Here is a 12978-nt window from a genome sequence, read left to right as displayed (position 1 = left end):
CCGGGGTCTTAGCCTGACACCATCAGGACAGATACTGGGAAATATCAACTTCGTCGATTTGTTCAGGCAGCAAAAACTGCTCTGCGTATCTTTTATAAACTCCTGAAGTCAGGAATAAGTTGAAAATTTCTGGATCAATGTGCTGATCCTTTTTAAAAAAGCTTAAAATCTTGATTGCTTCTGACAGCGTCTTGGCTTTCTTATACGGGCGATCCGATGCCGTTAATGCTTCGAAAATATCAGCAACCGCCATAATTCGTGAAGGTACAGACAATTGTGATGCATCAAGCTTCCGAGGATATCCCGTACCAATCATCGTTTCATGATGCTTTCCAGCATATTCCGGCACCCGCGCCAATTTGGACGGGAACGGCATTTTTTCCAGCATGGAAATTGTCTGCATAATATGCTCACTGATCTTAAATCGCTCTTCTTCCGTCAGGGTGCCGCGTCTAACAGACAGGTTATAAAGCTCACCCCGATTATAGAGATGTTCAGGCACCGGTAATTTAAAATCAAGGTCAGCATATTGCTGTTTGATATCACGAGTGCGTTTCAGGATGTGATAGGCTCGGTCCGCAAGGAGTTTTTCTTTTGCAGGTAATATATCACATTCTTGATAAAGCAGTTCTTCCTCATGGGATAAACCAAGGCGGATATCGAAATTGCGTACCCATTCTTCTTCGGCTATTTTTTTAAGACGCTCAATTTTATTATCTGCCATAAATTCACCGCCCACATTACATTGCGCAACAAAGGCAAACTTTTCGATCAAATCCGCTTTTCTGGCATCAAAAGCTTTGCCAAGTTCATTTTTATCTCCACCTTCAGACAGTTCTTTATAATACGCCACTTCTGCATCGCGCAACAGCACTTCAAAGCGTGTGCGAATTTCATGGATACGGTTGAAAATGGTTTCTAATTTTGTGGCCTTGTCAGCTACATATTCAGGGGTTATGACCTTGCCGCAATCATGCAGCCATGCACCGATTGTAAATTCCCTCCATTCGTCTTCATTCTGGAAGGCAAAATCAGTGAAAATACCGTCTGTGCACTTGCTTGCTTCTTCAGCCATCATAATCGCCAGTTCTGGCACGCGTTCACAATGACCACCCGTACAGGGACTTTTAGCGTCAATGGCACCTGCAATCAACTGTATCATGGAATCCATGAGATTTTCTTGGGCTTCGAGAAGTTCTAAATTGTATAAAATCGTTGCGGCCTGTGCTCCAAGCGCTTCAACAAAGCGTAAAATCTCTTCACTAAACACGGTAACATTGCCATGGGCATCTTTGCAGTTAATCAACTGCAATGCCCCAATGGGTTTGGCTCCCCGGGGCATAAGCGGAATGGTTAAAAAGGATTTGGAATGGTATTTATTGATTTGATCAAAGGTTTTGGTACCGGAAAAATCAAACTCTGCATTATCATAGGCATCTTCGATCAGGATGGATTTTGTCGCCCAGATCGAATGGCTGACCACGTTATGATGATTTTCATTTCCCTGATCATCATAAAGAGGAACACAATTGAGCTGAATCTCATTGCCCTGAGTTCCCCCGAGCGCAATGCCCAGCGTGTCGTTACTGATAATCCTGAAATTCAAAACGTCATCTTCAATTTTATAAAGGGTTCCTCCATCTGCATTTGTCAATTCTTTGGCACCAAGCAGAATCATTTCCATCAATTTTTCCGGGTCGCGCGCGGCCGAAAAGGAAATTCCAAGCTCAACAAGCCTGTTCAGTTTTGACTGTGAAATTTCCAGAGCCTGGGTTTTTTCAAATAACGAAGAACGCATGGCATCAAAATTTTTTTCCAATAAATAAAACTCCAGGATCGGAGAAGGTTTTCTTTCTTTGCTTTCAAAGATAAGATCTTTCATCTTCTCGGCTTCCGATGCGATCAGCGAGAGTCGGTTTGTCATATGTTTGCTTAAAAGATATGTCACCGGGAAAAACAAGATAAGCCAAATCACTGTGGTATAAGTCAACCGATTTTGTATATTGACAAACGGAGTGTTAAAATCACCCATCGGAGCTGTTACAACGACTTTTAAGGCTGAACCGTGCTTGAATACGTCGTCCGTCTTGACATAATAAACTTTATTCCCGTTTTTTATTTGCCGTAATCCAAGCCTATGATCCATGCTCAGTTCTGATAAGAGCGGGTCCGAGTTGATAGATATATTTTTCAAGGTACCTGTTTTTTCAATTACCCGATAATCTTCATCTACAATCAAAGTGCGGCTATTTTTTGAAATTCTAATGTTTGAAATCATGTTTTCCAATTGTCGTAATGTCAAATCAACACCGGCTATCCCCTTTCCATTTGCTTTCTTTTCTGAAGCTGTAATTCCTAAATCCTGGAGCGAGTTAAACATATATACGTTGGAAAGCGCAGCTTCATCTGCCTGCATTGCCATAAGGTACCATGGGCGTTTTCTTGGATCGTATTCCGGATTGATTTCAGATTTTTTTGATAAAATTTGAAAGGTTTTATCTAAAAAGTACCATTTTTGAACTCTTTTTGCTCCGTTCATGAGTTCAATTGATCGTAATATCCATATTGTTTCAGCTGGCGCCATATGTGCTTTTAAAATCAACGGATCTTTATTCGCGGAAATCACTTGTATGAAATGACTGTCTTCATATCCGAAATAGATGGAATATAACTCTCTGTTTTTTTTAAGCAATCTAAATATTGTGCGCAATGATGAAGATGCCAGGAGGTGACTTTCATCTATGCTGAAATCATCAAGTCCAGACACCAGATACACGGTTTCAAATGCATGGTTGATCAGGGCAACTGCTCTGTGTTCAATTTTTTCAAAAGCAGAATTAAATAGATGTCCGGCGGCTTCTTGTGATGCTTTTTCACTAACAGAATGTATATGAAAATAAAAGGCCAGAGAAAGAGAACCAACAACAACCAAGATTGCAATAGTCAAACTTACCTTAAAACGTATCCGCATACTTCCCCCACTGCCACATAAATTAGGTTCCGGACGCATGATAGCAAAAAATAACAACAATGGGAATGCAACTTTAACTACTCAACAAACAACGAGCCCAGTGCCACGGTGAACTGGGGATCGTCGGCTGTTTTGATATCACATAGCAATGCATCTTCAAGACTTTCTATCAGGCCAAGGTTCCTGGCGGGACCGCCGTCAATATAAATATCTTCTTCCAGGTGGCCATTGCCCGCAAGATTGGCAATACGCTTTGCCACGGCATTGTTAATTCCCTTGATAATACTGTTTTTGTTGACCCCTGTGGCTAAAAGAGAGACAATTTCACTCTCGGCAAAAACGGCACAGGTGGCGTTGATGCTAACGGCTTCAACATCCTCCTTTACATGGAAATCCTCAAGCGGGGTATCCAGGATATTGGCGGCGATTTCAAAAAAGCGGCCGGTGCCGGCGGCGCATTTATCATTCATGCGAAAATCCATGATCTGACCCTGGTCATCCAGTTTGATAATTTTTACATCCTGTCCGCCGATATTTATCAAAGTGCGTGCCTTTCCATTGGTCAGAAGGGTTATACCGGCCGCGTTGGCTGAAATTTCATCGACCACCTTGTTTGAATCCTCGATCAAATTTCTGCCGTACCCGGTGACGCATATTTTTTTTATGTCCTTTTGTTCAATATTGAGGGCGTTAAGCCCCTGCCCTATCAGTTTATTTACCAGGGAAGACTGCCCGGGTTTTGTGGGAACCACTTTTTTCCACACCGGGGCGGATTCTTTTACAAATACGATTTTTATGCCGGTACTGCCGACGTCTATGCCGATTTTCATGAAGTTTTACTCCTTAAGGTACGTTTAAACGCTTCCAGTCGTGTGACGATATTTTGTTCATCTTCTTTGACATAGTCGGTTTCAATTTTCAGGAACCGGATACCTCTATGTTTGAGCTGGTTTTCAAGAATACCCGCTTCCATGTCATAGGGATGGCATCCCTTTAAAACATGGAATATCACCCCTTTGATACTGTGCTGTTCAAGGGTATGGACCATGGCATTCAAACGCCGTTGATTATCGGCAAAGGTCGGACAGGAACAGGCTTTTTGATACCTTTGCGCCAGGGCCTTTAACAATGAAAATTCTGAGGTATCCTCGTATGGGGTGCTGCCCTGGAAGGTTCTTTCCATGGTGCACAGATCATCTGCTGTAACCGACATCCCCGCATTTTCAATCAACGTCAGCATTTTGTAGTTGGGGAAGGCAATGGGGCTGCCGCTCAAAAAGACAGGGACAGTACCGATTTCAGGTTCCCGATGATTAAGGATATAGAGATCAACAGCACGCATCCATGTTTCAATATCCTGGTACGAAAGGGCATTGGCGATCAGGGCAAAATGGAGGCTTGGGATCACCTGCTGACGCCGCAGGTTGATCAGCCGATTATAGAGCTCAGAGGCTTTTGCATGGATTTTTATGGCGTTTAACAGCCTTTTGGAGGAGATTTTATGCCCGATTGTTTTCTCAAGCCAATTTTTAAAAATCTTGATTTCATTGTGCCATCTTTTTGATGAGCGCTCCGCCTCCCTTAAATGGGGCAGCTCCATGAAATGGATTTCTGCTGTATCATAAAGGCCGGTGAGCTCACTGAATTTAACCACCCAGTCGCAGGTGGTGGGAATTACCAGCGGGGTTCCGGAGACCGAGTTCATTTCAAGCAGACCGGATATGGATTTAATCATGGGGCAGGTCAAGGCCGGCAGGTGGAGCGGGGCCATGTTCTGGACTGCAAAGGCTCCGCAGGCAAGCCTGAACGGTTGCACCTTTGCAGCATGGAACAACTCCAGAGGGGCCTGAATGCAGGGGGTCATGATCACATTTTTTTGGGCATTATCAATAAATTCATCCATAAAAAGGATTTTGCCAAGGGTATTGATAAAGGGTTCAAGATGCTCCGTGTAATCGAACCGGTTACGGATGAGTGTGATCTGCTCTTCAACTTCTTTTTGCATCAGGGCTGTTGTCCGTTTTTTAAGACGGGCAAGCCTTGGGGTGGATGGTGTCATTTTGAACTCCATTTTTCAGTCATGTAACGCCTTGAAGAAGAGAAAAGTTTGAAGTTAAACCATTTAAAGGTCAGGACATTGTCCTCGGGACAGGCTTCGACACAGGCCATGCAGCCCATGCAATCCTGGGTTAAAACATCAAAGGGCTTCAATGTCTCCCCGGAGACGGATTTATCCTTTTCCCCTTTTTCAAGGTGAACATCCGGGATATCCACAGGACACATGCGTTCGCAGTTGCCGCACCCGGTACAGGCATGGGCGTTTTTCTCAAACCGAACAGGACTTAATTTTTTAAAAAGGTGCATAAGGGCCAGCATGGGGCAGAAAATGCAGAAAAACCGTTCTTTAAAGAAAATTCCGGCAAGGAAAATTCCGGTCAGCAGCATGGCGGTAATGCTGAAACCCATGGTTACCCCGTTGGTCATGTTGATGCTAAATTTATCAAAGTCTCCCACAAACATGGGGAGGATGGGGCGTGCAGGGCAGATCTGGCAAAAGGGCAGCTTCCAGTCCGGGTGGAGTCCGAAATTGGCAATGGACAGGGGGATGAGGATCATCAGCACCAGCAAGATGTATTTGATGGGCTTAAGTTTTTTTCGGGTCTTCCGGGTCATGGTTATTCCCCGGACATTAAATTTTTTTCGAATTATTGTGATCCAGTCCTGGAACAGGCAGAAGGGACACAGCCATGCGCACCAGATCTTTGAAAGCGGCATAAAGAAGATCAAAAATAGAACAAAAGGCCATAAAATATTGACGAATGCACTGGAAAAAATCATTTCAAAACTGGTTTGAAAGCCCACATAGCTTCTTTGGAGCACCATAAGATAGCAATGCCCGGCACAGCCATTGACATAGGGGCATGAAAAACAGGGAAGTGAACTGCCCAGATCAATTCCAATCCGTCCACCGTAAAGAAACAATATAAATGATAGGTGCTGGCAAATCTGCCTTATTCTTTCCACCATGGTTTTTTCCTCTTGTTTAACAAAACGCCGATGAACAGAATAGTGCCGGCTGCCAATGTAACAGCCCCGGCTTTGTGGTTGTCATGGGCATGACGTGAGCGATGCACCCGAAGCGCGTAAGCCAGGTGGTATTGCTTGCCGTTATGCTCCACTTGGGTAAACAAAAGATCCTGTCTGGTGGCGGTAAGGCTGGACTGTCTCAGGCGTTTATCATGGGGCGGTGTATATAAGAAGCGGTAAGGTTGTGCTATTTCCGGTACGAGGGTAGTGGTATTGTTGTTTTTAAAAAGCTTCATCACCGTCGGGGTAAGCGTCTGTGAGGCAGTGACCAGACTGAAGGTTAGTGGAACGCCGGTCTGGTGCCAGTAATGACGGTCAGAATTGTTCAGGGCAATATGCGGAAGCCCTCTTAAAAGGACGGACTCCGATATTGACGCCGGGATTCTTTTGGCCGGTATTTTTGATTTCCCAAACAATACCAGATCGGTGCAGGTCACATAGCTTTTTTGCTGGTCTTGGGCAAAGGCAAAAATTCGGATATTTGAGGTTTTGTGTACCTGGATGGCGTAACATTGCTTCACAGGCGTTGCCTTGTAAATGACGGGATCTTGGTTTTCCAGGTATAGTAAGGTCACCGGGCCGGTTGAAATCCGGGGTGGGTGAACGGTAAACCGTTGAACGGTTTGTCCGTTTTGGAGCCTATCCATTGCCGTAAATTGAATGTGTAGTATCTCTTTGGGGTATCCGGCAAGGTCGTCAGCCCGAATGACCACTGGATTAAGTAAAAGCCCGACAAGGAACAATAAACAGGTAAGTAGTAAATGTTTTTTCAAAGCAGATAACATAAGAGCCGATTAAGGGAGTCCATGACAAATAATATACCCAACACCAAAGAGCTTTATACCAGACTTTCTGGAGTACCGCATGCAATAGTGGGTAGTTTTATTATGATGAAGTCCCTAATGATTGTCCCATTTCCTTTAAAAAATAAAAAAATCCCTGATCAAGGGGCGTTTTGCTTGATCAGGGATTTCGTTTTTAATCCACATGACCGGTTGTTGTTTTCCGAGAAACAACCGTTATAACTGCCACGGGTAGAGCGTATTTTGATTTGGTTCTACCCATAACTGAAGATAGAAAATCTCCCCAGATTTGCGGGAGAGTTCTTATCCATTTTAGGCAGGTCTTCTGACTTTCGGGTCATCCAATTTGCTGCGCCTTCCCGGTTTTATCCAGTGGCATGAATTCAGCAATTGTCTCCGATTACAGCGGCGGGTCCGTCCTTGATTTTCACAGGGTTCCCTATTCAGCCGATTTCTCCGGCACCTAAAACAATGCACCTTATGACAATATAACAAGATGTCTGTCAAGTAAAATTTATCATATGATTGTTGCTTTTATCAGTCGTTTTTTGTTTTTTTATTATTCAGAGATGTTGTGTGTGTATCAAGATCGTGGACACCCTCTTTGAAAGGGATATGCCGTTTTATAAGAAAGAGTAGGTAAGCCTAACACTCTTTAATGCTTCGTTGTGGGCAGAATGAGATCAAAATAAGGTCTGCCCATGGCAGTTATTGGAACAGAGATGCAGAAGAAAACGCCTTGGCGAAGGGTTGAGACAGGTTTCACACTTTAACGGCAATGGCTGCGATATCATCGTGGCATTTAAAACGGGGAAAGGTCAGGCAAAGGGGATCGGTTTTTTCTTTTTGTCGGATCATATTCTTTAACCCGTTGAGGCCCAATGAGATATAACTTTCCACCAAAGAGGTATAATCTTTATGTTTTTGAGGGGTTTCGCCGGGGATGGTTAATCCGTCTGTGAATAACAGGATATCCATGACCTGATCTAAGGATTCCACGCCCTGATTTAGAAACTCTTCGGCACGGGGCTCACCGTTAAGCACCCCGTAGGTAATGTTCATTTCCGACCTTACTTTTTTAATCTGGGAATTCAATGTCTGCCGGAGAGCTGCAAGGCCCTGCTCGGTGTTGCCCTCGGTCAATCCAACGCGCTTATCATCTGCCTTATCCTGAACCAGATCTTTCCACAGGGTCAAGGTTTCATAGTCATGGTCTTCCCGCTCCACCAGTACCTTATGGGACCCATCGTTATAGACCAGAATAATGACGGCATCCCCTGCCTGGACCCATTCCAGGTTCTTATTCTGTATCCGGACAACAGCAGCACTTGTACTCCATAGATCCTCTTGGCGTGAGATGTTTACTCCGTTACGGAGCATTTGCGTCATAATTTCCCTGTTTGCCTGGCAGGCCAGGTGCCTTAATGGATAATGATTTTGGCTGAACACGGAACCTGCGGTTTGTGCTGCGATCTCACCTCCGGTTTTTCCCTGATGGAATGTCCGGCCCGTCAGGCTGGTTGCCCCGTCAAACACCCCGAAAATATTATCCTGAATTACAAGGCAGTCTTCATTTGTCTTTGCAGTTCCTTTTTCAAGTATGTACTGGGTTTCCATGTTCCTCCGTTTCTACTTTTCGCCAAAGATTCCCCTTTTGAATTTCTGCATAACTGCCGTGGGCAGACCTTGTTTTGGTCTCGTTTTGCCCACAACGAAGCATGAAAGAGTGTTAAACTTGCCTACTCTTTCTTATAAAAAAGAGATGGGGTTGACGCAATCGCCATATTTCATCCACATGGGAATTATAAAAACGGAGACGGTGAAGTCAAAATGATAATATCAATAGCTTTTTTCATCGGCATTCGGATTCACAATAAAACAGATTGCCAGATGCAGATTGTGGGTGCTCGCAGGATATAATTTCGGCCATCCGAACCGCCTGCCTGGACGGTAAATTAGATATGGGATCATGGCTGATTCTGCTGGTCACCGGGTGCCTTTTTTTCATCATGGCGGCCTCCTTTGTGGAAAAGGCCAAAGACTGATTCATGGAATGATGCGCCACGGGCGGACCTTATTCTGACCTTGGTCCGCTGGCCGGGTGGAAAAAGAAAAAATGCCCATGGCCGCAGATTTTTTTATTTACATCATCGCCCTGTTGAGCAACAGGTGGCATATAATACTTAAGGCATAGCCCAGAGCGATCACCGGGGTCCATTTCAGGTGTCCCCCGAAGGTGTAGGTACCCCGTGCAGTTCCCATGAGTGCCACGCCGGCCGCAGAGCCGATGGCCAGCATACTGCCGCCGGTACCGGCTGTCAGGGTAACCAGAAGCCACTGCCCGTGGGACATGGCCGGATCCATGGTGAGAACGGCGAACATCACCGGAATATTATCCACAATGGCCGACAGGACACCCACAAGGCTGTTGGCCCAGGTGGCCCCGAGATCCAGGTACATAAATTTGGAAATCAGCGCAAGGTATCCGAATTGGGCCAGCCCGCCCACACAAAGGATAATGCCATAGAAAAATAACAGGGTGTCCCATTCGGCCCTGGATATTTTTTTCATGATGTCAAAAGATATTAAGTCAGGTGAAGGGGTGCAGTTTATCTCACGGACTCCGAGAATGGGGTCGTATTTATTGCTTCGGTTCTCATGGCGCTTGATATGATAGGAAAACACCCCGAGATATCCAAGCCCCAGCATCATACCGGCCGCCGGGGGTAGATGCAGCACATTGTGGAAACAGATTGCTGTCATAATCGTTGCCAGGAAGAGTCCCATAATGACCCAGGCCCCGTACTTCATGGTAACGGATTCGTCCAGGGCCTCGGGAACATCCTTGTTCACAAATTGGCTCATGACCACAGCCGGCACCAGCCAATTTACCAGTGAGGGGATGAAGATGGAAAAAAATTCGGAAAAGGCCAGCTTACCTTTCTGCCAGACCATCAAGGTGGTAATATCTCCAAATGGCGAAAATGCACCACCGGCATTGGCCGCCACCACAATATTGATGCAGGCAAGGCTGATGAAGCCTTTGTTTTTCCCGCCCACAGCCATGGCCACCGCCCCCATCAGCAATGCCGTTGTCAGATTGTCCGCCACAGGGGAGATGACAAAGGCAAGAATCCCGGTAATCCAGAAAATTTGCCTCAAAGAAAAGCCCCGGGAGACCAGAATCGCCCGCAGCCGCTGGAAAACATTGCGCTCTTCCATGGCGTTAATGTAGGTCATTGCCGCCAGCAGGAACAAAAACAGTTCCGCATATTCAATGAGGCTGTGCTTTATGGCATCATGGGCGGTGTGGGTATCTCCGATACTGGCATAGGCCAGCGACACCAGGACCCATATTACGCCGGCAGCCACCAGCACGGGCTTACTCTTTCTTAAATGGATATTATTTTCCAGGGGAACCAGGGCATAGGCTACGATAAAAAAAATCACCGCAATATATCCGTATGCAGTGCCTGTCAGTGCGGAGCCTGCAGCGTGGGAGGCCTCAGCTTGGGCAAAAACCATGACCGGAAACATCAGCAATCCGACCGTAATAAGCATCCATTTGACGGTATCTTTCATATATGTCATTTCCTTTATTCCATTGGGTTGACCAGTTGTTTACAAACCGCATTATCTTCACGTCAAAACCGTGGACCCTCTTACCGGCTTCATGATAGGATGCCCACATATTTAAGCTTCAGCGGCAAAGAACAAATGTCAGATAATAAAGAGCGGAATTGATTCGGTCAAATAGATAATATAATGGTTACTATTCGAAAAAAGCGAACAAAATATGGAATGGCTTAATTATCATCATCTTTACTATTTTTGGACAGTTATGAAAGAAGGCAGCATCACCGCAGCCAGCAACAGACTCAGTTTGGCGCAGTCAACCATTAGTGCTCAACTGGCCAAACTGGAGGAATCTTTCGGTGGAAAACTGTTCAACCGACAGGGGCGAAGGCTGGAAGCCACGGATTTGGGTCAGCTGGTGTTTCAATATGCCGACAAGATATTTTCCCTGGGGCGCGAACTGATGGATCAAATTCACAGCCGGCCGGTGGTCGGGCCGCTTTCACTGAAGGTGGGGATCGTGGATGTGGTGCCGAAGCTCATGGCCAGAAAGCTGATTGAGCCGGCCCTGTGTATGGGAAAAACCGTTCGCCTGGCCTGCCACGAAGGCAAAGAAAAAGACCTGCTGGCGGATCTTGCCCTGCACAATCTTGACCTGGTGATTTCCGACGGATTGCCGCAGCCTGGCCTCAGCATAAAAACCTACAATCATTTTTTAGGAGAATGTGGCGTCACTTTTTTTGCCGAAAAAAAACTGGCAAAAAGTCTGTCTGGAAAATTCCCGGACTGTCTGGATAATGCTCCCATGGTAATGCCCATGACCATGTCATGGCTCCGGGGCGCTATTGATCAATGGTTTGACGCTTTGTCCATTCGGCCGGTGGTGGTGGCTGAGTTTGAGGACAATGCATTGCTGACAGTTTTCGGGCAGGCCGGAGACGGTGTGTTCATGGCGCCCACTATTATTGAATCTGAGGTCAAAGCCCAGTATCAGGTGGATATCATCGGCCAATGCGACAATATCAAGGAACGGTTTTATGCGATTTCTGTTGAGCGAGTTCTTAAGCATCCGGCGGTTGTGGCCATCACCGACACCGCACGCCATTCAGTGTTTTCCAGCGAGTAATGCCCACGGTCATGGCATCATCTAATATCTTTGCGTCTTTATTCAAACCAGCTTTTAGAAGATACGGCCTTTGAGTTCACGGGTATCAATGGGAAGAGACACAGCGTATACAACATAGCCTTCATACCAGAGCGCATCCTCCATTTCCCCGTTAATGTAAGGAAAAAGTGGAGCTACATTCTGATTCAGCTTAAACGAAAGCGACCAGACGCCGGGGGCATTGTTGGGGCTGTCCGAACCTGAGCGGCTCAGGGCACCGGGAATAATGCAGTTAAGGTCAAAATAAGAAATCAGCGGCATGGCAGCCTCCATATTTGAAGTTCCCTGTATCATATCCCGTACAGAAAAATTTACCCCCCCCAAAATGGGGGATGACTTATTTTTTTTCGATCAAACGGTAAGTTCTCAATAAATCCGGGCATTCAGGGAATCCTATTTGAATAGGACCCGGCGTTTAAAGAGTAAATAGGCTTTATCTCCCCAGGTTATTGAGAACTTACATCAAACGTAGAAAAATTTATGCTTGGTTTAGAATAAAGTTCCCATCTGTGCCCACCGTTGACCAGCACATCTCTATATCGAATATCAGATTCAGCGCTCCCGACATATATTTTTGGAGTCTCTCTAATCGGCCAATGTTCTGGTATTCCTTTTTTAAATTTTACATTATGGACAATCATCTGAGCCTCGCAATTTTTAGATGAAATATTTTAATCCTTAATTATGTGCACCATACGCCCAGCTCACCGCGCGGAGTAATTTGGCGATTGTTTTGCGTGTATTTGTAATAAAAAGACTTAAATTAAGGAGTCCGGTGGAGCGTTTGGTTAAGCGATTTTTTCTCGAAGCCCAAGCCTAACAAGAGCTCCTGGAAACTTTCTGCTTTTGTTTTACCCGCTGTATCTATTACCAACCTCTCTCTACCCCACGGATGGTATTCTCTATTTACGACCTCTTTCCATGTTGGCAATGTGAGCCCTTCAATTTCAGACGCTCTGTTTTCAACCCTGAATTTATGTTCAGATAACGTTGAGCATACAATTTCAATATTGGTGAAGGCTACATTTGATTTTTTTGCAACGTCATTCCATTCTGTTCGAGTTAGCTCAATCGGGTTACATGAATCAGCTATAACGCTTGTTCCGAGTCTAAGGTTATCTTGTGCGATTTTGTACGACAAACGATAACCCTCGCCCTCTACTTTAAAATTATAAAGTTTTCTTAATTCTTGCTCAATGGTATCGATCCTTAAATACACAAAGCCTAATAACTTAGAAAGCTCTTGAGCAAGTGTTGATTTCCCAGAACCCGGTAACCCTGAAAATATATACAGTTTTGGTTTATTCATTTCGTTTAAGCCTCAAACCCCGTGGTTAGGGAAAAAATATTTTTTATGTTTTCTTAGCGTTCTTTCG

The 12978-nt window shown here is 45.2% G+C and carries 10 protein-coding genes and 1 riboswitch; of the genes, 1 reads left to right on the top strand and 9 read right to left on the bottom strand.

Annotation, left to right across the window (positions count from 1 at the left end; all coding sequences use genetic code 11):
• Positions 1 to 22: 22 nt before the first annotated feature.
• The 7 genes from ACYQ2M_RS16860 to nhaD all read right to left on the bottom strand — a co-directional run bounded on the left by ACYQ2M_RS16860 (position 23) and on the right by nhaD (position 10443).
• A complete protein-coding gene (locus ACYQ2M_RS16860; protein WP_459917536.1) occupies positions 23 to 2947 on the bottom strand; it encodes an HD domain-containing phosphohydrolase in 2925 nt (974 codons plus the stop codon).
• Between the two features lie 101 nt (positions 2948 to 3048).
• Complete coding sequence (locus ACYQ2M_RS16855) at positions 3049 to 3801, bottom strand: acyl-CoA dehydratase activase (protein ID WP_459917535.1); 753 nt, start codon at positions 3799 to 3801, stop codon at positions 3049 to 3051.
• The gene (locus ACYQ2M_RS16850) at positions 3798 to 5030 is read right to left on the bottom strand and encodes a 2-hydroxyacyl-CoA dehydratase subunit D (protein WP_459917534.1); all 1233 of its coding nucleotides are present in this window, start codon (positions 5028 to 5030) and stop codon (positions 3798 to 3800) included. Before ACYQ2M_RS16850 ends, ACYQ2M_RS16855 begins: the two co-directional genes overlap by 4 nt.
• A complete protein-coding gene (locus tag ACYQ2M_RS16845) occupies positions 5027 to 5998 on the bottom strand; it encodes a 4Fe-4S binding protein (RefSeq protein WP_459917533.1) in 972 nt (323 codons plus the stop codon). Before ACYQ2M_RS16845 ends, ACYQ2M_RS16850 begins: the two co-directional genes overlap by 4 nt.
• A complete protein-coding gene (locus ACYQ2M_RS16840) occupies positions 5983 to 6831 on the bottom strand; it encodes a hypothetical protein (RefSeq protein ID WP_459917532.1) in 849 nt (282 codons plus the stop codon). The genes ACYQ2M_RS16845 and ACYQ2M_RS16840 overlap by 16 nt, the downstream gene beginning before the upstream one ends.
• A gap of 328 nt (positions 6832 to 7159) precedes the next feature.
• Positions 7160 to 7343: riboswitch (cobalamin riboswitch) on the bottom strand.
• A gap of 280 nt (positions 7344 to 7623) precedes the next feature.
• A complete protein-coding gene (locus ACYQ2M_RS16835) occupies positions 7624 to 8478 on the bottom strand; it encodes a protein phosphatase 2C domain-containing protein (RefSeq protein ID WP_459917531.1) in 855 nt (284 codons plus the stop codon).
• 525 nt (positions 8479 to 9003) lie between these two features.
• Entirely contained in the window at positions 9004 to 10443 is a 1440-nt protein-coding gene (gene nhaD, locus ACYQ2M_RS16830; protein WP_459917530.1) for a sodium:proton antiporter NhaD, read from the bottom strand.
• 214 nt (positions 10444 to 10657) lie between these two features.
• Here nhaD and nhaR point away from each other — a divergent pair, with 214 nt between their 5' ends.
• Positions 10658 to 11563, top strand: a complete 906-nt coding sequence (gene nhaR / locus ACYQ2M_RS16825; RefSeq protein WP_459917529.1) for a transcriptional activator NhaR — start codon at positions 10658 to 10660, stop codon at positions 11561 to 11563.
• Between the two features lie 54 nt (positions 11564 to 11617).
• Here nhaR and ACYQ2M_RS16820 read toward each other — a convergent pair whose 3' ends face one another.
• Both ACYQ2M_RS16820 and ACYQ2M_RS16815 read right to left on the bottom strand, forming a co-directional pair.
• Positions 11618 to 11863: a hypothetical protein gene (locus ACYQ2M_RS16820; protein WP_459917528.1), complete on the bottom strand. Its 246-nt coding sequence runs from the start codon at positions 11861 to 11863 to the stop codon at positions 11618 to 11620.
• 502 nt (positions 11864 to 12365) lie between these two features.
• On the bottom strand, positions 12366 to 12911 hold the full coding sequence (locus ACYQ2M_RS16815; RefSeq protein WP_459917527.1) for a P-loop nucleotide/nucleoside kinase family protein: 546 nt from the start codon (positions 12909 to 12911) through the stop codon (positions 12366 to 12368).
• Positions 12912 to 12978: the final 67 nt, after the last annotated feature.

The sequence above is a fragment of the Desulfocicer niacini genome (assembly GCF_054657595.1).
The sequence above is the reverse complement of the archived record's forward strand: the minus strand, read 5'-3'. Positions and strand labels throughout refer to the sequence as shown.

Bases quoted from the DNA above. Each gene is read 5' to 3' on its own strand.
- ACYQ2M_RS16855 (WP_459917535.1), bottom strand. From the start codon at position 3,801: ATGAAAATCGGCATAGACGTCGGCAGTACCGGCATAAAAATCGTATTT.
- ACYQ2M_RS16850 (WP_459917534.1), bottom strand. From the start codon at position 5,030: ATGACACCATCCACCCCAAGGCTTGCCCGTCTTAAAAAACGGACAACA.
- ACYQ2M_RS16845 (WP_459917533.1), bottom strand. From the start codon at position 5,998: ATGGTGGAAAGAATAAGGCAGATTTGCCAGCACCTATCATTTATATTG.
- ACYQ2M_RS16835 (WP_459917531.1), bottom strand. From the start codon at position 8,478: ATGGAAACCCAGTACATACTTGAAAAAGGAACTGCAAAGACAAATGAA.
- nhaD (WP_459917530.1), bottom strand. From the start codon at position 10,443: ATGAAAGATACCGTCAAATGGATGCTTATTACGGTCGGATTGCTGATG.
- nhaR (WP_459917529.1), top strand. From the start codon at position 10,658: ATGGAATGGCTTAATTATCATCATCTTTACTATTTTTGGACAGTTATG.
- ACYQ2M_RS16820 (WP_459917528.1), bottom strand. From the start codon at position 11,863: ATGCCGCTGATTTCTTATTTTGACCTTAACTGCATTATTCCCGGTGCC.
- ACYQ2M_RS16815 (WP_459917527.1), bottom strand. From the start codon at position 12,911: ATGAATAAACCAAAACTGTATATATTTTCAGGGTTACCGGGTTCTGGG.